Here is a 19,952-nt window from a genome sequence, read left to right as displayed (position 1 = left end):
TGCCTGATCCGGAGGTTAGGGGACGGGCGCAACCGCGGGGATCGGCCGAGCGGGGGTCGGGCGGGGCCCGGTCAGCCCCAGCCGAGGGCGTGCAGGCGCTCGTCGTCGATGCCGAAGTGGTGGGCGATCTCGTGCACCACGGTCACCGCGACCTCGTCGACGACGTCGTCGTCGGTGTCGCAGATCGCCAGGATCGGGTTCCGGTAGATCAGGATGCGGTCCGGCAGCACGCCGGAGTAGTCCCAGCCGCGCGCGGTGAGCGCATGCCCCTCGTAGAGCCCGAGCAGGTTCTCGCCGGGCGGTGGGTCGTCCTCCACCAGGATGACCACGTTGCTCATCAGCCCGAGCAGTTCCTCGGGCACCTCGTCGAGCGCCTCGCCGACCAGCTCCTCGAACCGGTCCCGGCTCATCTCCACGGCCACGCCCACATCCTCCCCGCTCCGGCCGCCCGCCCGCCAGCCGTCGAAGATCGCCACACCTTCTCGGAAGAAGGCCCATCGGTGATCCGATGGGCCTTCTTCCAGGAAAATGCCGGCCGGGTGGCCCGCGGACGTGATCAGGCCAGGCGGGCGGTCAGCGTGATCTCGGCGCCCGGGGAGAGCAGCCGGGAGATCGGGCAGCCCTCCTTGGCGGCCTCGGCCAGCTTGGTGAAACCGGCCTCGTCGAGGCCCGGCCCCTGGCCGACGGTCTCCAGGTCGATGCGGGTCACGGTCATGCCGGCGTCGGTCTTGTCGAAGTGCACCTTGGCGGTGGTCTCCACCGACGTGTCGGTGGCGCCCGAGTCGGCGAGCTGCTTGGAGAGCGCCATCGAGAAGCAGCTCGCGTGCGCGGCCCCGATCAGCTCCTCGGGGTTCGTGCCCTCACCCTCCTCGAACCGGGACTTGAAGGAGTAGTTGCCGGACAGGCCGCCCTTGCCGGTGCGGACGGTGCCGGACCCCTCGGCGAGGTTGCCCTGCCAACGAGCGGAAGCGGTACGGATAGGCATGACCCCGACGCTAACCGAAAGCGGGCCGTCCCGCACCGCCTGTCCTGCCCACCTCGCGCTCCGGGTGACCGGGGGCCGGTTGTGCCATGATTCGACGCAGGCCCGCGTACGGGAGAAGGGTGGCCGATGTCGCAGGATCTCCCCATTCCCAGGCAGGACAACCGCGCCGACGGCACCACGGTGGTGGAGTGGGGCGACGCCGACTCCGGGGCGGCCCCCTCCGGCCGGGTGGGCCGGTCGCTGGCCGGTCTGGGCCGCGACCACCGCCTGCCGCCGGTGCTCGCCGGGCTCGGCGCGGTCGCCGCGCTCGCCTCGCTGATCGGCGAGTGGCTGGTGATCACGGTGCCCAACGAGGGCGAGGACGGGAACACCACGTTCCGGCTGCCCAGCGGGGTCGCCGAGATCGGCGGTTTCGGGGCGGCGTACCTCGTGGGTCTGCTCGGCCTGTCGGTCGCGGTGGCGCTGGCGCTGCGCGGGGCCCCGGCGGTGCGACGGCACGCCCGGATCGCCGGGCTGGGCCTCGCGACGACGCTGCTCGGCGTGCTGGTCGCGACCGCTTCCTCGCTCCAGCCGCTCGCCCGGCGCATCCTCTTCTTCCCGGCGGAACGGGACATCCAGGTCGAGCACGGGCGCGGCCTGGTGACCGCGTTCCTCGCGGTGGCGCTGCTGGCGGTCACGCTGCACCTGGTCGGCCGGGCCCCCGACCGGGCGGAGGTCGAGGCGGCAGCGGACGACGAGGCGCCGGACGACCGGCTGCTCCGCCGACGTCGCCGGGCACGGGACGACGAGGCGCCGCCGGCGCCGGCCGACCTCACGGTGGAGCCGACCGTGCCGTTCGCCGGCCCCGAACGTTCCCGCTGAGCGGTCCGGCCCACCGGCCACCGGATCGCCCCCGTGGATTCGCGGCGGATTCGCCGGAACGCCATGGTCGGCCCCCACCGCGCGAGATACGGTTGCTGCCCGCCGTCCGACGGTCGCGACACGTGGACCGGGTCGGCCGGCGTGACGGCGGCGGGGCGAAGGAGGAACCATGACCCGCCCGGGCCTGCCCAAGCTGATCGCCACCGACCTCGACGGCACGCTCGTCCGCAGCGACGACACCGTCTCCGCGTACACCCACAGGGTGCTGGACCGGGTGCGGGCCGCCGGCATTCCGGTGGTCGGCGCCACCGGGCGCGGACCCCGGCTGGCCGAGCTGAGCCGCAACGACATCCGCGCCGCCGACTTCCTGGTGATGGCCGGCGGCGGGTGGGTGGTCGACCAGAGCGACCCGGCCGGCCCGCTGGTGCTGCGCGACGAGCGGCTCCGGGGCGAGGTGCTCGCCCGGCTGCTCGCCGACCTGGAGGCCGCGGTCGGCCCGCTCACCGTGATGGTGGAGGCGTCCGGCGAGCACGACGCGCCGCTCTGGGGCGACTACCACCCGAGCTGGCCCTACCCGGACCGGTTCGAGGCGCGCAGCCGGGCCGAATGCCTCTCCTGCGACGTGGTCAAGGCGTTCGCGCGGACCGAGGACCACCACGTCGACGAGCTGCTGGCGGTGGCCCGCCGGATCGTGCCGGCGGAGGTGGCCACGCTCACCCAGGCCGGGCTCGGCTTCGTCGAGATCTGCCCGCCCGGCGTGGACAAGGCCACCGGGCTGAGCGTGGTCGCCGAGCGGCTCGGCGTGGACCCGGCGGACGTGCTGGTCTTCGGCGACCAGCCCAACGACCTGCCGATGTTCGGCTGGGCGGGCTGGGCCCGGGTGGCGGTGGCGAACGCCCACCCGGAGCTGCGCGCCGCCGCCGACGAGATCACCCTGCGCAACGACGACGACGGCGTCGCGGTCTACCTGGACCGACTACTCTCCCGGTGATGGGAGAGCCACCTCGCCTCGTCGCGAGCGACATCGACGGCACGCTGCTCCGGGACGACCGGACGCTCAGCCCGCGTACCGCGCGGGTGCTGGCCCGGATCGCCGCCGCGGGCACGCCGGTCGTGCTGGTCACCGGCCGTCCGATCCGCTGGCTCAAACTCGTGTACGACCAGCTCGCCGCGCCGCTGCCGGCGATCTGCGCCAACGGCGCGGTGGTGTACGACCCGGCCGCCGACGAGGTGCTGCGCGCCGACCCGCTCGCCCCGGAGCTGCTCGCCGAGGTGGCCCGGCGGCTGCGGGCCGAGGTGCCCGGGGTGAGCCTGGCGGTGGAGATCGTGGACAGCCGGCAGATGCGGCACGAGGCGCACTACCCGCTGCGCTGGGACGCCGACGCGGACGCGATCCGCGCGATCGAGTCGCCGGAGGAGCTGCTCGCCGCGCCGGCGGTGAAGCTGCTGGTCCGGGCCGGGGAGCAGGACCCGGACGTGTTCGTCCGGGTGGTGGCCGGCGCGCTCGAAGGGCTGGCCGAGGCGACCCACTCGTCGTACAGCGGGCTGATCGAGGTGTCCGCCGCCGGGGTGACCAAGGCGGCCGGTCTGGCCTGGTACGCGGCCCGGCTGGGCATCGTCGAGCGGGACGTGCTGGCGTTCGGCGACATGCCGAACGACGTGCCGATGCTGACCTGGGCCGGTCGGGCGGTGGCGGTGGCGAACGCCCACCCGGCCGTCCGGGAGATCGCGGACGAGGTGACCGGGGCGAACACCGAGGACGGCGTCGCCGCGTACCTGGAGAAGGTCTTCGGGGTGGACTGAGCGGCCGGGGCGCGTGACGCGCCCCGGCCGGCGTCGGTCAGAGGTACTGGCCGGGCGCGTGGCCCTCGGCACCGCCGGGCATGCCCGGCATGCCGGGGACCATCCCGCCCGGGCCGCTGGGCAGCGCCTGCCGGCCGGAGCGCATCTGCTCCAGCTGGACGCGGGCGGCCATCTGCTGGGCCACCAGTGCGGCCTGGATGCCGTGGAACAGCCCTTCCAGCCAGCCGACGAGCTGGGCGTGGGCGATGCGCAGCTCGCCCTCGCTGGGCGCCTGCTGCTCGGTGAACGGCAGCGAGATCCGCTCCAGCTCCTCGCGCAGCTCGGGGGCGAGCCCCTCCTTCAGCTCGACGATCGAGCGTTCGTGGATCTCGCGCATCCGGTGCCGGCTGGCGTCGTCCAGCGGGGCGGCCTTCACCTCCTCCAGCAGCTGCTTGATCATGCTGCCGATCCGCATCACCTTGGCCGGCTGTTCGACCAGGCGGGTCGGATCCTCGCCCTTGCCCTCCTCGGTCTGCACCGTGCCGACCGGTCGACCGTCCGGGCCGACCACCACCACGGTGCCGGGGATGCCGTCGTCGGCCTGTTCGTCGTCGTGTCCGCCGGAGTGTGCTTCGGTCATGGCACCCATCTTTACCCACCCCGGCCACGCGCACGCGCCCGGACCGGGCACGCTAGCGTCCGGGCATGCCCAGCGACCCGCGTGACGTGCTGACCCGGCCGGCCCCGCCGCCCGACGCCACCGTCGCCTACGGCGACCACCCGGACCAGTGCGCCGACCTGCGCGGCCCGGCCGGCGAGGGGCCCGCCCGCCCGCTGGTGGTCGTGGTGCACGGCGGCTTCTGGCGTGCGGAGTACGACCGGACCCACACCGGGCCGATGGCGGCGGCGCTGGCCGCGCTCGGCCATCCGGTGGCCCAGCTCGAATACCGTCGGACCGGCCATCCGGACGGTGGGTGGCCGAATCCGCTCACCGACGTGCTCGCCGGCGTCGCCGCGCTGCCGGGGCTGGCCGCCGCCGCGTTGCCCGGCCGGGTGGCGTCGGTGCCGCCGATCCTGGTCGGCCACTCCGCCGGCGGCCACCTGGCGCTCCACGTGGCGGCCCACGCCCCGGACACCACCGGCGGGGTGCTGGCGCTGGCCCCGGTCGCGGACCTCGCCGAGGCGTACCGGCTGGACCTGGACGCCGGGGCGGTGGCCGCGCTGCTCGGCGGCGGCCCGGCCGACGTGCCGGACCGGTACGCCGCCACCGATCCATCGGCATTGGTACCGATTCGAACACGCACGGTAGTCATACACGGCGTTCTCGACCAGCAGGTTCCGGTGTCGATGAGCCGCTCCTGGGTGGCCGCGGACCGGGCCGCCGGCGGCTCCGCCACGCTCGTTGAGCTGCCAGAATGCGAGCATTTCGGGCTGATCGCGCCGGACTCGGCCGCCTGGCCCCGGGTGGTGGCGGCGTTGCGGTCCCTGCACGGTGATCAACCCGGCATTGACGCAGCGTCGTCGACCAGGTAGAACGCCGGAGGGGTGTGCACCTTGGCCACCCCGGCGGGAAGGAAGTCGGTGGCACAGATGAACCGCAGGCGAGCCCTGCAACTGCTGGCCGCACTGGGCACCACCGGGCTCGCGGCCGGCTGCGGCTCCGGCGACGACAGCGCGGACCAGGCCGCCCCCGGCAGCCCGGTCAAGATCGGTCTGATCGTGCCCGGCAGTGGCCCGAACAAGGTCATCGGTGACGAGATCGCCAACGGCTTCCAGCTCTTCCTCGCCACGCACGGCCAGCAGCTCGGCGGCCACCCGGTCACCGTGGTGCCGGCCGAGGAGGGCGACAGCGTCGCGACCGGCAAGGCCGCCGTCGACCGGCTGCTCAAGGAGGGCGTGCTGGCGCTCACCGGGGTGGTCAGCCCGGCCGTCATGACCGGCATCCGGGACGCCGTGGAAGAGGCCCGGGTGCCGCTGATCGGCTCCAACGCCTCCCCCGCCACGCTCCAGGGCGTCGTCTACATCTGGCGTACCTCGTACGTGCTGGACGAGCCGGGCGTGGCGCTCGGCGAGTACCTGCGGCAGAACCTGGACGCGTCGAGCCGGATCGCCATCTTCGGCACCCAGGGCGCCGGCAGCCGGGACGTCGTCGACGGGCTGCGACGCGGCTACGAGCAGGGCCGCCGGCTCACCGAGGACCCGATCTACACGCCCGACTACGCCAACCCCAGCAAGGGCGCCTACGCCGGGCCGATCCGCAAGGCGCTGGGGCGCCGGCCGGACGCGGTCTTCTGCCACTACACCGGCCCGCAGGCGGTGCAGTTCGTCAAGCAGCTCTACGACGAGGGCTACCGGGGGCCGATCTACGCGCCCGGGTTCCTCACCGAGGGCACCGTCCTCGACCAGCTCGACGACGGCGAGAAGGGCCGGGACCGGGCGCTGATCGAGAAGTACGGCATCGAGACCGCGCTGAACTACTCGGCCGACCTGAACAACACCGCGAACCGGGTGTTCGCCTCGGCGTACCGCAAGACGTTCAACACGTCCCCGACCACGTACGCGATGGCCTCGTACGACGCCGGGCTGGTGCTGGACAAGGCGATCCGGCTGGTCGGCGGGAACGTGTCCCCGCAGCAGGTCAACCTCGCGCTCGGCAAGATCGGTCAGATCGACAGCCCGCGCGGGTCCTGGCAGTTCAACCAGCCGCGCACCCCGCAGCAGAAGTGGTACCTGCGCAAGGTGCAGCTCGACGGCCGGATGCTCTCCAACGTGGTGATCAACGAGCTGGCCACGCTCGGCTGACGCGACGACGAGGGCGGCCCCCCTTCCGGGGAGGCCGCCCTCGCGCGTGTCGTGGTCAGTGCCGCAGCTCGGCGATGCAGCACTTCACGCTGCCGCCGCCCTTCTTCAGCTCGGCCAGCTCCACCGGGACGGGGTGGTAGCCGGCCGCCTTCAGCTTGCCGGCCAGCCGGGTGGCGTCGCTGTTCAACACCACGTTGAGCCCGTCGCTGACCAGGTTCAGGCCGAACGACAGGGCGTCCTCGTCGTCCGCGACGACCGCGTCCGGGAACAGTTGGGTCAGCACCTTCTGGCTGGCCGCGGAGAACGCGCCCGGGTAGTAGACGACGTTCCCGTCGTCGATCGAGGCGAGCGCCACGTCGAGGTGGTAGAAGCGCGGGTCGACCAGGCGCAACGACACCACCGGCCGACCGAGCGCCTCCTGCGCCTCGGCGTGCGCGGCCAGCTCGGTGCGGAAACCGTGGCCGGCGAGGACCAGGCCACCGTGCGCGTCCGGCAGGTACGCGAAGTCGCCCTCGCCCTCGTTGGTCTCGCTCGGCGCGATGAAGTGCCAGCCCTGCGCCTCGTAGAACGCCCGGTGGGCGGCGGCCTCGGCGGCCCGCTGCTCGTGCTTGAACCGGGCGCCGTAGACCGTGCCGTCCACCACGAACGCCCCGTTCGCGGCGAAGACCATGTCCGGCAGGCCGGCCTCGGGGGTGAGCAGGTGCACGTCGTGGCCGAGCCCGACCAGCGTCTCGCGCAGCCGGTCCCACTGCTTGACCGCCAGGTCGGCGTCGACCGCCGTGGTCAGGTCCATCCACGGATTGATCGCGTACTCGACCGCGAAGTGCTCCGGCGAGCACATGAGATATGTCCGCTTTCGCGAGACTCGCTGCTGGTTCACGGTCACCAAGAGTAGGTAGGCTGGAACTTTGGTAACAGCCACAACCATTGCTTCCCAGAGGCGGAACGTTGCAGATAGACGCGGTCGACCAGCGAATCATTGCGTTGCTCGTGGCGGACGCCCGCGCCTCGTACGCCGACATCGGCACCCGGGTGTCACTCTCCGCCCCCGCCGTCAAGCGCCGGGTCGACCGGCTCCGCGCCGCCGGCGTGATCCGCGGCTTCACCGCGGTCGTCGACCCGGCCGCCGTGGGATGGACCACCGAGGCGTTCGTCGAGCTGTTCTGCGCCGGCCGGACCACGCCCGCGCAGATCGGCGTCGCCGCCCGCCGGCACCCCGAGGTGGTCGGCGCCTACACCGTCTCCGGCGAGGCGGACGCGCTGGTGCACCTGCGCGCCGCCGACATCGCCCACCTGGAGGAGGCCCTGGAACGGCTGCGCGCCGAGTCGTTCGTCACCTCGTCGCGCAGCACCATCGTGCTGTCCCGGCTGGTCGAGTCCCCCGGTGTCGGACCCTCCGTCAGTTGACCCGGACTCCGGGCCGCCGATCGCCCAGCGCTTCCCGCCGGAGCGGGCCGCCGAGGCACACGCCGCGATCCACCGTCGGCAAGACGCTGCTCGACGTGCGCCGACCCGGACCCGTCAGAGATACATGCCGGTGCGGTGCTCCTGCGGCCGGGCCGGCTTGTCGCCCTCGCCGAAGAAACGCTTGCCGCCGAACTCGCCGTGCAGCCGGTCGTCCAGCTCGTCGGCCAGACCGGTCATCACCTGCACGGCCAACATCAGGTGGGTGGCCTGGAAGTTGCGGCCGAACACCGGGATGGACGCCCAGACCGTGTCGTCGGCGCAGTAGAGCCGGCCGATCGGCATCCGGTTGGTCAGCTCGGAGAGTTTCACGTAGAGGCGCTCGGTCGGCTCGACCTCGGTCAGCACCGGGGAGAAGACGTCGACCAGCGGCGGATTGTCGCGGACCCGCACGAAGACCATCGCCGAGCCGGCCCGGATGTTGATGTCACCGTCGGAGTCGACCTGCACCTGGTCGGAGTTCGACTTCAACATCGTCGAGACGACCGTACGGACCCGCTCCTCCAGGGCCAGCACGTCGTTCTCACCCGCCTGGGCAGCCGCCGCAGCGGCCAGCGCCTCGTCGAGGTCGGCCTCCACGTCCCCGTTCGGGCCGAACTCGCTGCGGGCGGTGCCGAGCGGTTCCACCGGCAGCGGCTCACCCTCGGCGTCGTGCACCAGGTAGACCAGGAAGGCGGGATGCGGGGCGCCGTAGACGTCCCGCAGCGTCCGGGAGAGCACCGCGGACAACCGGGTCGCCTCGTCGACGCCGCAGTCCAGGCCGAACTGCTCGCCGGAGCCCGCCACCACGCCGGGCGGCGACCAGCCCAGCGCCACCATGTCCGCCACCGCCGCCCGGTCCAGCCGGTAACCCGCCGGCAGCGTGGCGTTGCCGACCGCCCGACCCGACAGCACACCGTCCTCGCCGGCGTCCGCGCTGACCGAGTAGACGGCATCCCCGGTGCCCGAGGCGGTCGGGTCGAGCGTGACCTCCAGATGACCACCGGCGGGCAGCTCGCGCAGCCGCTCGGCCAGTGCCCGGGCGAACTCCCGCCAGGCCTCGGCCACCTTGGCCCGCAGGTCGGCCGTGGTCGGCTCGTCGAGCAGGATCGACTCGTACTGCTCCGGCGTACCGCCGGAAGGCTTGTCGACCGGCGCCGAGGGGTGGTCTGCCGTCATGATCGCCTCCGTCCGTTCCCGCCACCCTACCCACGGACGGCAGGGACCGAATCACAGCCGACCGGGATCGGACAAGCCGCTACTCCACCGGCGTCGTCCCGTCCAGCTCCACCGGCCAGGACCCGGCCAGCGCGCTGAGCCGGGCGGCCACCTCGGCCGGATTTGCGCCGCGCCCCACAGCCACCCCCAGGAGGTACGCGCTGACCGGCGCCCCCGGCCGCACCACCTGATGCGCCACGTCCCGGGCCACGTCCAGCACGGCCGACACCGGCACCTCGGCCGGATCCAGCTCCAGTTCGGCGCAGGCCGCGGTGACCCAGTCGTCCAACACCGTCATGTCGTCCACTCCTCGGCCCGGCGTACGTCCTCGTCAGTGTCGCAGTCGAACCAGGGCGGCGGCCCGGCACCGGACCAGGCCACCTCCCGAACCGTGGCACCGGCCAGCAGGCCCCGTACCGCCGCGCCGTCGACCGTGCCGCCGCGCTCCGCCACCAGCCGCTCCACCGCCGCGCGCAGCGCCGGCAACCGCCAGACACCGCAGAGCTGCTGCCGGCGACCGTCGCCGTCCACGTAGCAGGCCAGCCCGGCGGTCGACCCGTCCAGCGCGCGCCGCAGCTCCGCCACCGCGGCGACGGTGAGCAGAGGCAGGTCGGCAGCGAGCAGGGCGACCGTGGTCGTACCGGGTCGCAGCAGGGCCAGCCCGGCCACGGTCGCCGCCACCGGACCACCCCCGGCGGGCTCCTCGCGGGTCACCCGCACGCCCCCGGGCACCGGGCCGGACGGGCCGACCACGATCCGCTCGTCCGCGTCGGCCACCGCCGCCAGCACCCGGTGCAGCATCGGCCGGCCACCGACCGGGCGGGCCGGCTTGTCCACCCCACCCATCCGTCGGGCCGCGCCGCCGGCGAGCAGCACCGCCGCGTACCCGGTCACCGCCTCACCCTACCCACGGCCCGCGCCGGCGGGGCGTGCGCCGACGTCACGGGTGTCCGGGGGCCGTCGTGGGACCCGGCGCTCCACCCGTCGTCCGCCTCGTCCGGTGGGAGCGCGGGTGCCCGGGGGCGGGGTGGGAGAAGCGCCAGGTGGGGCGCTGAGGTGCGGGTGGGGCGGGGCGCGGGAGAGGATGACGGCATGGGACGGGCGACAGACCGGCGTCAAGTGCTGCGGATCGACCTCGGGGCGACCGGCGACAGCCGGGCCCGGGTCCGCCGGCAGGACACGCTGGCCGTGGAGGAGCCGCTGGAGATCCGGGTCGGACCGGCCGGCCCCGGCCGTCGCCGACCGCTCGCGGTGACCATGCGCACCCCGGGCGACGACCTGGACCTGGCGATCGGCTTCCTGTTGACCGAGGGGCTGATCCGGTCGGCGGAGGACGTGCACACCGCGCAGCTCTGCTCCGGAGCAGAGACCCCCAACACCTACAACGTCGTCGACGTGGTGCTCTCCCCCGGCGTGCCGGAGCCAGCCACCGACCCGGCCCGCAACTTCTACACCACCAGCTCCTGCGGGGTGTGCGGGAAGGCGAGCATCGAATCGGTGCGCACCCGCTCCCGGTTCGCCGTACGGGAGGACCCCCTGGAGGTCACCGCCGAACTGCTGGCCGAACTGCCCGACCGGCTGCGTGCCGCGCAACGCGCCTTCGACCGCACCGGCGGCCTGCACGCGGCCGGGCTCTTCACCGCCGACGGCGAACTGCTGGCACTGCGGGAGGACGTGGGCCGACACAACGCCGTGGACAAGGTGATCGGCTGGGCCACCCGGACGGACCGGCTGCCGTTGGCCGGTCACGTCCTGCTGGTGTCCGGTCGGGCCAGCTTCGAGCTCACCCAGAAGGCGTGGATGGCCGGAGTGCCGCTGCTCGCGGCGGTCTCCGCGCCCAGCACGCTCGCCGCCGAACTGGCCGAGGAGGCCGGAATGACACTTGTCGGATTCCTCCGCGGCCCGACCATGAACGTCTACACCGGGGCGCAGCGCGTGCCGCGCTGACCCGCGCCGGCTCAGCGGCGTGGGGGACACCACCGCTGCCCGACTCAGCGGCGTGGGCGACGCCGGCGGCGGCGCAGTACCGCCGGGCCGGCGACGCCAGGCCAACCGTCCAGCTCGGACGGGGCCAGCCCACGGCGGAGCGCGTCGTCGAGGAGCACCGCGAGGGAGTAGCCGGGATGGGCCGCGAGCACCCGTTCCAGGGCGACGGCGGCCAGTGCGCCGTGCCCGGAGCGCCAGGCCGCGAACGCGAGCAGCGTCCCGGGCGCCGCGGTCAGCTCGGGTTCGGCCCTCCGCAGCACGTCGGTCCACAGGCTGATGTCGGTGTCCCGCCCATCCGTGCGGGACCAGGCGTGGTCGCGTACCACGAGGTGGGTGAGGAGCACGGTCAGCCAGGCCACCTCGTCGTCGTCGAGTCGCTCACCGCGCCCCTGCCGGCGGAACGCGGCCCGCACCGCCGCCGTTCCGGCCGCACGCACGGCCCGCGCCACCCCGTCCCGCCCGGCCGGTCCGGCGGCCGTTCCGCCGCTCCCGGCCGTTCCGCCGCTCCCGGCCGTTCCGCCGCTCCCAGCTGTTCCGCCGCTCCCAGCCGTTCCGCCGCTCCCGGCCGTTCCGCCGCTCCCGGCCGTTTCGCCGGGCGGCTCCCCGGTGAGTGCGGCCAACCGGCGGCGGGCCCGCCCGGTGGCCCGGCGCATGGCGAGCCGGACCGGACCACCCACCGGCGACACCTGGGCGGCCAGCGCGGCCCGGTCGGGCAGGGCGACCTGACCGGCGAAGACGGCCGCCGCACCGACCCGGCTCGCCGCCGGGTCGTACGGCGTGCCCTCGGCCGGGCAGCAGGCGGGCTCGTCGCAGAGGTAGGACCACCAGCGGCCGTCCGTCACCCGGAGCGCGTCGAGGACGATCAGCCCCACGTCGTCCAGCGCCGCGCCGACCGCGTCCACCGCGCCGGTGACGCGGGCGGCCGGCCCGTAGCCGATGACCGTCGCGGCGTCGGTGTCCTGCCGGGCCACCACCTGCGCCAGGTGCCGAGCCGCCGGACCGGGGTCGGCACCCGGCTCGGGCAGGTCACCGCGGGCGGCGAAGACCACCCGCCGGCCCCGCACCGCGACCACCACCACGCTGTCCTCGGGATGGAAGCCGAGCAGGTAGGGCACGGCGGCGACGAGGTCGGCCGGCGAGCGGACGGAGAGGCGGGGACGCTCGGTGGAGTTCATGCCGGGAGCGTGCGGGGGCCCCGGTCACCGTGGCAGGCCCGCGCCGCGCCCTGTTGACGACATGCCGCTCGTCCACAACTACTGAACGTATCGGCGCAGGTGGGCGAGGTTCGCCACCCGTCTCGGTACGACACGGCCGACGCTTGTCCCAGCCAACGGCTACCTTGCGCTCATGGACCTGGCGTACCTGAGGGCACACCCGGAGCACCTGCCGACGTTCCTGACCCACCAGCGGATCCGGGAGACGCCGGTCTCCGGCGGTGACATCTGCGCCGCCTCGCGACTCACGCTCGACGACGGCCACTCCGTCTTCGCGAAGACCTGGCCGGAGCGGGCGACGCGGCCGGTGCCGGCCGGCTTCTTCGCCACCGAGGCGGCCGGTCTGCGGTGGCTGCGCGAGGCCGACGCGGTGCCGGTGCCGGAGGTGCTGGTCGCGCTGCCGGAACTGCTGGCGCTGGACTGGGTGGAGCCGGGTGAGCCGGGCCCGGAGGCGGCGGAGGCGTTCGGCCGCGGGCTGGCCGGGCTGCACCGGGCCGGCGCGCCGGCGTTCGGCGCGGAGTGGACCGGGTTCATCGGCGCGCTGCCGCAGGACAACACGCCCGACCCGGGGCCGTGGCCGGAGTGGTTCGCCCGGTGCCGGCTGCTGCCGTACCTTCGGATGTCGGTCGACAACGGCGCGCTCACCGGCGCCGCGACGGCGCTTGTCGAGCAGGTCGTCGACCGGGTCGGCGAGTGGGGCGGCGACGAGCCGCCGGCCCGGGTGCACGGCGACCTCTGGTCCGGCAACCTGCTCTGGGGCGCCGACAGCCGGGTCTGGTTGATCGACCCGGCCGCGCACGGCGGCCACCGCGAGACCGACCTGGCGCAGCTCGCGCTCTTCGGCGGCCCACCGCAGTTCGAGCGGGTCCTGGCCGCCTACCGGGAGGCCTGGCCGTTGGCCGACGGCTGGCGCGAGCGGGTGCCGCTGCACCAACTGCACCTGCTGCTGGTGCACACCGCGTTGTTCGGCGCGGCGTACGCGGAGGCCGTCGTCTCCACCGCCCGCGCCGCGCTCGGCGGCGTCCGACGCGCTACCGTCGACGGATGACCGCCCCCCGGACGACGGCCGACGGGGTCCTCACCGACCGGTACGGCCGCGTCGCCCGGGACCTGCGGGTCTCGCTGACCGACAAGTGCAACCTGCGCTGCACCTACTGCATGCCGGCCGAGGGCCTGCCCTGGCTGGCCGGTCCACAACTGCTCACCGACGACGAGATCGTCCGGCTGGTCGGTGTCGCGGTGCGCCGGCTCGGCGTCACCGAGGTGCGCTTCACCGGTGGTGAGCCGCTCATCCGGCCCGGCCTGCCCGGCATCGTGGCGGCCGTGGCCGCGCTGTCGCCCCGGCCGCGCATCTCGCTGACCACCAACGGCATCGGTCTGGCCCGGCTCGCGCCGGCGCTGCGCGCGGCCGGGCTGGACCGGGTCAACGTCTCGCTGGACACGCTGGACCCGGCCCGGTTCGCCACGTTGACGCGGCGCGACCGGCACGCCGACGTGCTCGCCGGGTTGGCCGGCGCGGTGGCGGCCGGGCTGACCCCCGTCAAGATCAACTCGGTGCTGATGCGCGGCGTCAACGACGGCGAGGCGCCGGCGCTGCTCCGCTTCGCCCTGGCGCACGGCTACGAGTTGCGGTTCATCGAGCAGATGCCGCTGGACGCCCAGCACGGCTGGGACCGGTCGACCATGGTCACCGCCGACGAGATCCTGGCCGCCCTGCGCGCCGAGTTCGCGTTGCGGCCCGACCCGACCGAGCGGGGCGCCGCGCCGGCCGAGACGTGGCTGGTGGACGACGGCCCGGCCCGGGTCGGGGTGATCGCCAGCGTGACCCGGCCGTTCTGCGGCGACTGCGACCGCACCCGGCTCACCGCCGACGGCCAGGTGCGCAACTGCCTCTTCGCCACCGACGAGTCGGACCTGCGGGCCGCGCTGCGGGCGGGCGTCGACGACGACGAGTTGGCCCGGCGCTGGCGGGCCGCGATGTGGGGCAAGCGGGCCGGGCACGGCATCGACGATCCGACCTTCCTCCAGCCGGTCCGGCCGATGTCCGCGATCGGAGGGTGACGGTGGAGCTGACCGTCCGTTACTTCGCCGGCGCGCGGGCCGCCGCCGGCCGTGCCGAGGAGACCGCATCCGCCGGCCGGTCGCTGGACGAACTCCTCGACGACCTGTCCGCCCGCCACGGTGAGCGACTGACGGTGGTGCTCAGGGCGGCGAGTTTCCTGGTCGACGGCGTCGCCTGTCATGATCGTCAGGCACCGTTGCCGGCCGGGGTCACGGTGGACGTGCTGCCACCCTTCGCGGGCGGCTGAGGGAGGCCGACGTGCTGGCGATGGCGACATTCGTGGGTTTCGTCGTGCTCGTCATCGGCCTGATCCACTACTACCTGTGGCGACGGTTGGTCCGGGACACCACCCGCCCGGGGCGTGCCCGCCGGGTCGGGGCGGTGGTGGCGATCCTGCTCGTGCTGCTCGTGCCGGCGACCATGGCCGGTACCCAGAACGGCTTCTACTGGCTGGCCTGGCCGGGCTACCTGTGGCTGGCCCTGATGTTCTACCTGCTGGTGCTGCTGCTGGTGCTGGAGGTGCCGACCGCGGTGGCGCGGCTCGTCCTGCGCCGGCGGGCCCTGTCGGCCACCGGCCCGACGCCGGAGCCGGCGCTGGTCGGCGCCGGCAGCGCGTCCCCGACGGTGGACGCCGACGACACGTCACCGGCCGGCACCGCGGACGACACGTCGCCGTCGGGCGACACCGGGGACACGCCCGCGGGAGCCGACACCGGTGAATCGTCCCCGGCCGACGCCGTGATGCCGGACCACGACCAGTCCCGCCGGCTGCTGCTCGCGCGCGGCGCGGCGATCTTCGCCGGGCTCACCGCCGCCGGTGTCACCGGCTACGGCGTCCGCACCGCGATGGGACCGCCCCGGCTGGACCGGGTGCGTATTCCGCTGGCGAAGCTGCCGCGGAGCATGGACGGGCTGCGGATCGCGACCGTCTCCGACATCCACCTCGGGCCGCTGCGCGGCCGGGCGCACACCGAGCGCATCGTCGCCATGATCAACCGACTGGACGCCGACCTGGTGGCAGTGGTCGGTGACCTGGTCGACGGCTCGGTGGCCGAGTTGGGCAGGGCGGCCGAACCGCTGCGTGACCTGCGCTCCCGCTACGGCAGCTTCTTCGTGACCGGCAACCACGAGTACTACTCCGGCGTGGAGGAGTGGGTCCGCGAGGTGGACCGGCTCGGCCTGCGGGTGCTGCAGAACGAACGGCAGGAGATCCGGGCCCGGGGTGGCGTGCTGGACCTGGCCGGCGTCAACGACGTGACCGCCGACGGCACCGGGCTGGCCGCGCCCGCCGACTACGCCGCCGCACTCGGCGACCGCGACCCGAGCCGCCCGGTGGTGCTGCTGGCCCACCAGCCGGTGGCCGCGCACGAGGCGGCGAAGTTCGGCGTCGACCTCCAGCTCTCCGGGCACACCCACGGCGGCCAGATGGTGCCGTTCAACCTGGCGGTGAAGCTCCAGCAGCCGGTGGTCTCCGGTCTGGGCGAGGTGGACGGCACCAAGGTCTACGTCACCAACGGGGCCGGCTTCTGGGGGCCGCCGGTGCGGGTCGGCGCCCCGCCGCAGGTGACGCTCGTCGAGCTGCGTGCCCCATAGCGGGTCGGGGGCGCGCAGTCCAGCACCGCATTGCTCAGGTCACGCGTACGCGTGGCGGCGGGCGGGTAGGCAAGCGGACGTGACAGGATGCGGCGTGCCTCCGTTCAGTGCCGCACCCCCCGGTGGCCTCCCGCCCTACGTCGCGGATCTGCACATCCACTCGAAGTACTCCCGCGCGTGCAGCCGCGACCTGACCCTGCCGAACCTCGGCCGGTGGGCCCGGCGCAAGGGCATCGGGGTGCTCGGCACCGGCGACTTCACCCACCCCGCCTGGTACGACCACCTGCGCGAGACGCTGCACCCGGCCGAGCCCGGCCTCTACCGGCTGTCGCCGGAGGCGGAGCGGGACATCGCCCGGCGGCTGCCGCCCCGGCTGGCGAGCGAGGCGGAGGCGGACCCGGTCCGGTTCATGCTGAGCGTGGAGATCTCCACGATCTACAAGCGGGACGACCGGACCCGGAAGGTGCACCACCTGATCTACCTGCCGGACCTGGACGCGGTGGGCCGGTTCAACGCCGCGCTGGGCCGGATCGGCAACCTCGGCTCGGACGGCCGGCCGATCCTCGGGCTGGACTCCCGCGACCTGCTGGAGATCACGCTGGAGGCCAGCGGGGACGGCTTCCTGGTGCCGGCGCACATCTGGACTCCCTGGTTCTCCGCGCTCGGCTCGAAGTCGGGCTTCGACGCGATCGCCGACTGCTACGCCGACCTGGCCGAGCACATCTTCGCGGTGGAGACCGGGCTCTCCTCCGACCCGGAGATGAACTGGCGGGTCGGCAGCCTGGACCGCTACCAGTTGGTGTCCAACTCGGACGCCCATTCGCCGCCGGCGCTGGCCCGGGAGGCCACCGTCCTGACCGCGGAGCGCGACTACTTCGCGATCCGGGAGGCGCTGCGCACCGGGGACGGGCTGGCCGGCACCGTCGAGTTCTTCCCCGAGGAGGGCAAGTACCACGCCGACGGGCACCGGCTCTGCGGCGTGAACTGGCCGCCGGAGCGGACCCGCGAGGCGGGCGGACGCTGCCCGGAGTGCGGCAAGCCGCTGACCGTGGGTGTGCTCAGCCGCGTCGAGGCGCTGGCCGACCGGCCGGCGGGGCACCGGCCGGCGCACGCCCGCGAGGTGGCCCACCTGGTGCCGCTCGCCGAGATCCTGGGCGAGATCAACAAGGTCGGCGCCCGGTCGAAGAAGGTCGAGGGCAAGCTCAACGAGCTGGTCGCGGCGCTCGGCCCGGAGTTGGAGATCCTCACCCGTACCCCGGTGGAGGAGATCGGCCGGGTCGGCGGCGAGCTGCTCGCGGAGGGCATCGGCCGGCTGCGTCGCGGCGACGTCCGCCGGGTGCCGGGTTACGACGGCGAGTACGGCGTGATCACGCTCTTCGATCCGGCGGAACTGGGCGCGTCGGGCGGCGGGGCCGGGCAGGAGACGCTGTTCGACGTACCCGTGCCCGCACAACGGCGACCCGCGGAGCCGGCGCCGAAGCCGAAGGCCAAGCGCCCGGCGGCGGTCCGGCCGGAGCCGAAGCGCAAGCCGCCCGCGCCGCCGCTGGCGCCGCCGCCCTCCCCGCACGAGCCGTTCGAGCCGATGCTCGCCGGCATGGAGGAGGTCGGCACCGGCCTGCTGGACCGGCTGGACGCGATGCAGCGGGTGGCCGCCTCCGCGCCGGGTGGCCCGCTGCTGATCGTGGCCGGTCCGGGCACCGGCAAGACCCGCACGCTGACCCACCGGATCGCCTACCTCTGCGCGGAGCTGAACGTCTTCCCGGACCAGTGCCTGGCGATCACGTTCACCCGCCGGGCGGCCGAGGAGCTGCGGCACCGCCTCGACGCGCTGCTCGGGCCGGTCGCCGAGGACGTCACGGTGGGCACGTTCCACGCACTCGGGCTGACCATCCTGCGGGAGAACGCGGAGGCGGCCGGGCTGCCGGCGGAATTCCGGATCGCCGACGACGCGGACCGGACGGCCGCCCGGGCCGAGGCCGGCGAGGACGACGCCCGCTACGCGGCGCTGCTGCGCAAGCGGGACCTGGTCGACCTGGACGAGCTGCTCACGCTGCCGGTGGCGGTGCTGAAGGGCGACCGGAAGCTGCTCCGGGAGTACCGCGAGCGGTGGAAGTGGATCTTCGTCGACGAGTACCAGGACGTCGACGCGGTGCAGTACGAGCTGCTGCGGCTGCTCAGCCCGGCGGACGGCAACCTGTGCGCGATCGGCGACCCGGACCAGGCGATCTACTCGTTCCGGGGCGCCGACGTGGGCTACTTCCTGCGCTTCTCGCAGGACTTCACCGACGCCCGGCTGGTCCGGCTGAATCGCAACTACCGTTCCTCCGCACCGATCCTGGCCGCCGCCGTGCAGGCCATCGCGCCGTCGTCGCTGGTCCGGGGCCGCCGGCTCGACCCGGCCCGGCTCGACCCGGAGGCGCCGCTGGTCGGCCGGTACGCCGCGACCTCGGTGGCCGACGAGGCGGACTTCGTGGCCCGCACCGTCGACGAGCTGGTCGGTGGCCTGTCCCACCGGTCGCTCGACTCGGGGCGGATCGACGGGCGGACGACCACGCTCTCCTTCTCCGACATCGCCGTGCTGTACCGCACCGACTCCCAGGCGGCGCCGATCGTGGACGCGTTGACCCGGGCGAACATCCCGGTGCAGAAGCGCTCGCACAACCGGCTGCGGGACCGTCCGGGCGTCGCGGCCATCGCCCGCGAGCTGCGGCACGCCGGTCTCGACGGCTCCCTGACCGCCCGGGTACGCGAGGCCGGCCGGCTGGTGGCCGAACGCTTCGCCGTGCCCACGCTCGACGGCTCCGGCGCGGTACGCCCCGACGACGTCCGCACGGCCGTGGACCTGCTCACGCCGCTGGCCCGGCGCTGCGGTGACGACCTCGGGCTCTTCCTCAACCAGCTCGCCACCGGCGCGGAGGTGGACGCGCTCGACCCGCGCGCCGAAGCGGTCACGCTGCTCACGCTGCACGCCGCCAAGGGCCTGGAGTTCCCGGTGGTGTTCCTGGTCGGCGCCGAGGACCGCCTGCTGCCGCTGCGCTGGCCCGGCACCGAGCCGGACGACGACGCGGTGGCCGAGGAACGCCGGCTCTTCTTCGTCGGCCTGACCCGGGCGCAGGACCGGCTCTACGTGAGTCACGCCGCCCGGCGCAGCCGGCACGGGGCGGAACGGGACACCCGCCCGACCCCGTTCCTCGACGCGATCGACCCGGCCCTGTTCGACCGGCTGGGCACCGCCGAGCCGCGCCGCCCCAAGGACCACCAGCTCCGGTTGATGTGAAAGGCGGGGGCCCCGCTTAACGCATTCGGTAGAGGTGGGCGCCCCGCTTGACGCCCCCTGTGCAGGCGGGGCGGGACGGTCAGGTGAGCACGGCGGCGAGCCAGGCGCCGGCGAGGAGCGCCGGGCCGAACGGCAGCGGCGTGTCCCGGCGGATCCGGCCGGTGGCGAGCAGGACGAGGAAGGTCACGCCGCCGAGCAGGTGCGGGAGGAGCAGTCCGAGCCGGAGCGCCGGCCAGCCGAGCCAGCCCAGCGGGAACCCGAGCGCGGCGGCCAGCTTCACGTCGCCGAAGCCGAGCCGGGCGCCGGGCAGCAGCGCGAGCAGCAGGTAGCCGCCCAGCGAGAGACCGACCCCGGCCAGGGCGGTCGTCGGGCGGCCCGGCTCGCCGGTGGTCAGCGCGATGCCCGGCAGGCCGAGCGCACCGCCGAGCGCCACCGCGCCGACCAGCGGGTCGGGCAGCCGCAGCGCGATCAGGTCGGTCACCGCGAGCACCAGCCCGACGGCGGCGACCAGCAGCAGCGCCGGCAACGCGCGCTCGTCCCCACGCGCGGCGGCCAGCCCGCCGAACACCACGGCCCCGGCCACGGCCACGGTGGACCGGCGCGGCACGACGCGGCCGACGCCCACGGCCTGACCAGGGCCGACGACATGGCGGCCGATCGGCACCGCGACCAGGCCGGCCACCGCGCCGAGCACCGCCGTTCCCGCCACCGTCACCGCCGACACGGGCC

Annotated in this window: 21 protein-coding genes; 12 read left to right on the top strand and 9 right to left on the bottom strand. The window is 74.4% G+C overall.

Translation table 11 applies throughout. The annotated features are described in order from the left end of the window. Positions 1-71 precede the first annotated feature (71 nt). On the bottom strand, positions 72-416 hold the full coding sequence (locus tag VKK44_RS29115) for a metallopeptidase family protein (RefSeq protein ID WP_199199675.1): 345 nt from the start codon (positions 414-416) through the stop codon (positions 72-74). A 140-nt stretch (positions 417-556) separates the two neighbouring features. Further along, a complete protein-coding gene (locus VKK44_RS29110) occupies positions 557-985 on the bottom strand; it encodes an OsmC family protein (RefSeq protein ID WP_343444353.1) in 429 nt (142 codons plus the stop codon). 126 nt (positions 986-1,111) lie between these two features. On the opposite strand from VKK44_RS29110, the gene VKK44_RS29105 reads away from it, so the two are divergent. The 3 genes from VKK44_RS29105 to VKK44_RS29095 all read left to right on the top strand — a co-directional run bounded on the left by VKK44_RS29105 (position 1,112) and on the right by VKK44_RS29095 (position 3,649). Beyond that, entirely contained in the window at positions 1,112-1,846 is a 735-nt protein-coding gene (locus VKK44_RS29105) for a hypothetical protein (RefSeq protein WP_343444352.1), read from the top strand. A 169-nt stretch (positions 1,847-2,015) separates the two neighbouring features. After that, on the top strand, positions 2,016-2,837 hold the full coding sequence (locus VKK44_RS29100) for an HAD family hydrolase (protein WP_343444350.1): 822 nt from the start codon (positions 2,016-2,018) through the stop codon (positions 2,835-2,837). Next, the gene (locus tag VKK44_RS29095; RefSeq protein WP_343444349.1) at positions 2,837-3,649 is read left to right on the top strand and encodes an HAD family hydrolase; all 813 of its coding nucleotides are present in this window, start codon (positions 2,837-2,839) and stop codon (positions 3,647-3,649) included. The genes VKK44_RS29100 and VKK44_RS29095 overlap by 1 nt, the downstream gene beginning before the upstream one ends. A 37-nt stretch (positions 3,650-3,686) precedes the next feature. Here the strand turns inward: VKK44_RS29095 and VKK44_RS29090 are convergent, their stop codons facing one another. Continuing rightward, the gene (locus VKK44_RS29090; protein ID WP_343444348.1) at positions 3,687-4,277 is read right to left on the bottom strand and encodes a bacterial proteasome activator family protein; all 591 of its coding nucleotides are present in this window, start codon (positions 4,275-4,277) and stop codon (positions 3,687-3,689) included. Between the two features lie 56 nt (positions 4,278-4,333). Between VKK44_RS29090 and VKK44_RS29085 the strand changes: the two genes are divergently transcribed. Continuing rightward, positions 4,334-5,161, top strand: coding sequence for an alpha/beta hydrolase family protein (locus tag VKK44_RS29085; RefSeq protein WP_343444347.1), 828 nt, complete (start codon positions 4,334-4,336; stop codon positions 5,159-5,161). Positions 5,162-5,209: 48 nt separating this feature from the next. Beyond that, positions 5,210-6,430, top strand: coding sequence for an ABC transporter substrate-binding protein (locus tag VKK44_RS29080; protein WP_343444346.1), 1,221 nt, complete (start codon positions 5,210-5,212; stop codon positions 6,428-6,430). A 55-nt stretch (positions 6,431-6,485) separates the two neighbouring features. Here VKK44_RS29080 and ddaH read toward each other — a convergent pair whose 3' ends face one another. Further along, positions 6,486-7,319 (bottom strand): dimethylargininase, encoded by an 834-nt coding sequence (gene ddaH / locus VKK44_RS29075; RefSeq protein WP_343444345.1) that lies wholly within the window; start codon positions 7,317-7,319, stop codon positions 6,486-6,488. 59 nt (positions 7,320-7,378) lie between these two features. Here ddaH and VKK44_RS29070 point away from each other — a divergent pair, with 59 nt between their 5' ends. Further along, positions 7,379-7,837, top strand: a complete 459-nt coding sequence (locus tag VKK44_RS29070; RefSeq protein WP_343444344.1) for an Lrp/AsnC family transcriptional regulator — start codon at positions 7,379-7,381, stop codon at positions 7,835-7,837. A 114-nt stretch (positions 7,838-7,951) separates the two neighbouring features. Here VKK44_RS29070 and VKK44_RS29065 read toward each other — a convergent pair whose 3' ends face one another. From VKK44_RS29065 to mobA, 3 genes are all read right to left on the bottom strand, one after another. Continuing rightward, positions 7,952-9,052 (bottom strand): T3SS (YopN, CesT) and YbjN peptide-binding chaperone 1, encoded by a 1,101-nt coding sequence (locus tag VKK44_RS29065; protein WP_343444343.1) that lies wholly within the window; start codon positions 9,050-9,052, stop codon positions 7,952-7,954. A 79-nt stretch (positions 9,053-9,131) separates the two neighbouring features. Continuing rightward, positions 9,132-9,389 (bottom strand): DUF6457 domain-containing protein, encoded by a 258-nt coding sequence (locus tag VKK44_RS29060; protein ID WP_343444342.1) that lies wholly within the window; start codon positions 9,387-9,389, stop codon positions 9,132-9,134. Next, positions 9,386-9,985 (bottom strand): molybdenum cofactor guanylyltransferase, encoded by a 600-nt coding sequence (mobA, locus tag VKK44_RS29055; protein ID WP_343444341.1) that lies wholly within the window; start codon positions 9,983-9,985, stop codon positions 9,386-9,388. The genes VKK44_RS29060 and mobA overlap by 4 nt, the downstream gene beginning before the upstream one ends. Positions 9,986-10,183: 198 nt before the next feature. Here mobA and fdhD point away from each other — a divergent pair, with 198 nt between their 5' ends. Then, a complete protein-coding gene (gene fdhD / locus VKK44_RS29050; RefSeq protein WP_343444340.1) occupies positions 10,184-11,038 on the top strand; it encodes a formate dehydrogenase accessory sulfurtransferase FdhD in 855 nt (284 codons plus the stop codon). A 44-nt stretch (positions 11,039-11,082) separates the two neighbouring features. Here fdhD and VKK44_RS29045 read toward each other — a convergent pair whose 3' ends face one another. Next, on the bottom strand, positions 11,083-12,252 hold the full coding sequence (locus VKK44_RS29045) for a DUF4192 domain-containing protein (protein WP_343444339.1): 1,170 nt from the start codon (positions 12,250-12,252) through the stop codon (positions 11,083-11,085). A 172-nt stretch (positions 12,253-12,424) separates the two neighbouring features. Here VKK44_RS29045 and VKK44_RS29040 point away from each other — a divergent pair, with 172 nt between their 5' ends. The 5 genes from VKK44_RS29040 to VKK44_RS29020 all read left to right on the top strand — a co-directional run bounded on the left by VKK44_RS29040 (position 12,425) and on the right by VKK44_RS29020 (position 19,223). Continuing rightward, entirely contained in the window at positions 12,425-13,339 is a 915-nt protein-coding gene (locus tag VKK44_RS29040; RefSeq protein WP_343444338.1) for a fructosamine kinase family protein, read from the top strand. After that, on the top strand, positions 13,336-14,352 hold the full coding sequence (gene moaA, locus VKK44_RS29035) for a GTP 3',8-cyclase MoaA (RefSeq protein ID WP_343444337.1): 1,017 nt from the start codon (positions 13,336-13,338) through the stop codon (positions 14,350-14,352). Before VKK44_RS29040 ends, moaA begins: the two co-directional genes overlap by 4 nt. Before the next feature lie 2 nt (positions 14,353-14,354). After that, complete coding sequence (locus VKK44_RS29030) at positions 14,355-14,600, top strand: MoaD/ThiS family protein (protein ID WP_343444336.1); 246 nt, start codon at positions 14,355-14,357, stop codon at positions 14,598-14,600. Between the two features lie 11 nt (positions 14,601-14,611). Continuing rightward, positions 14,612-15,946: a metallophosphoesterase gene (locus tag VKK44_RS29025; protein ID WP_343444335.1), complete on the top strand. Its 1,335-nt coding sequence runs from the start codon at positions 14,612-14,614 to the stop codon at positions 15,944-15,946. A 94-nt stretch (positions 15,947-16,040) separates the two neighbouring features. Then, complete coding sequence (locus VKK44_RS29020; RefSeq protein WP_343444334.1) at positions 16,041-19,223, top strand: UvrD-helicase domain-containing protein; 3,183 nt, start codon at positions 16,041-16,043, stop codon at positions 19,221-19,223. A 79-nt stretch (positions 19,224-19,302) separates the two neighbouring features. Here VKK44_RS29020 and VKK44_RS29015 read toward each other — a convergent pair whose 3' ends face one another. Beyond that, positions 19,303-19,947 carry a prepilin peptidase gene (locus VKK44_RS29015; protein WP_343444333.1) on the bottom strand — a complete coding sequence of 215 codons (645 nt, stop codon included), beginning with the start codon at positions 19,945-19,947 and terminating at the stop codon, positions 19,303-19,305. Positions 19,948-19,952 lie beyond the last annotated feature (5 nt).

Origin of the sequence: Micromonospora sp. DSM 45708 (assembly GCF_039566955.1) — a bacterium.
Lineage (GTDB): Bacteria > Actinomycetota > Actinomycetes > Mycobacteriales > Micromonosporaceae > Micromonospora.
This window is presented reverse-complemented; position numbering and strand designations above follow the sequence as displayed.

Bases quoted from the DNA above. Each gene is read 5' to 3' on its own strand.
- VKK44_RS29100 (WP_343444350.1), top strand. From the start codon at position 2,016: ATGACCCGCCCGGGCCTGCCCAAGCTGATCGCCACCGACCTCGACGGC.
- VKK44_RS29040 (WP_343444338.1), top strand. From the start codon at position 12,425: ATGGACCTGGCGTACCTGAGGGCACACCCGGAGCACCTGCCGACGTTC.
- VKK44_RS29085 (WP_343444347.1), top strand. From the start codon at position 4,334: ATGCCCAGCGACCCGCGTGACGTGCTGACCCGGCCGGCCCCGCCGCCC.
- VKK44_RS29060 (WP_343444342.1), bottom strand. From the start codon at position 9,389: ATGACGGTGTTGGACGACTGGGTCACCGCGGCCTGCGCCGAACTGGAG.
- VKK44_RS29105 (WP_343444352.1), top strand. From the start codon at position 1,112: ATGTCGCAGGATCTCCCCATTCCCAGGCAGGACAACCGCGCCGACGGC.
- VKK44_RS29110 (WP_343444353.1), bottom strand. From the start codon at position 985: ATGCCTATCCGTACCGCTTCCGCTCGTTGGCAGGGCAACCTCGCCGAG.
- VKK44_RS29065 (WP_343444343.1), bottom strand. From the start codon at position 9,052: ATGACGGCAGACCACCCCTCGGCGCCGGTCGACAAGCCTTCCGGCGGT.
- moaA (WP_343444337.1), top strand. From the start codon at position 13,336: ATGACCGCCCCCCGGACGACGGCCGACGGGGTCCTCACCGACCGGTAC.
- fdhD (WP_343444340.1), top strand. From the start codon at position 10,184: ATGGGACGGGCGACAGACCGGCGTCAAGTGCTGCGGATCGACCTCGGG.
- VKK44_RS29090 (WP_343444348.1), bottom strand. From the start codon at position 4,277: ATGGGTGCCATGACCGAAGCACACTCCGGCGGACACGACGACGAACAG.
- VKK44_RS29095 (WP_343444349.1), top strand. From the start codon at position 2,837: ATGGGAGAGCCACCTCGCCTCGTCGCGAGCGACATCGACGGCACGCTG.
- VKK44_RS29045 (WP_343444339.1), bottom strand. From the start codon at position 12,252: ATGAACTCCACCGAGCGTCCCCGCCTCTCCGTCCGCTCGCCGGCCGAC.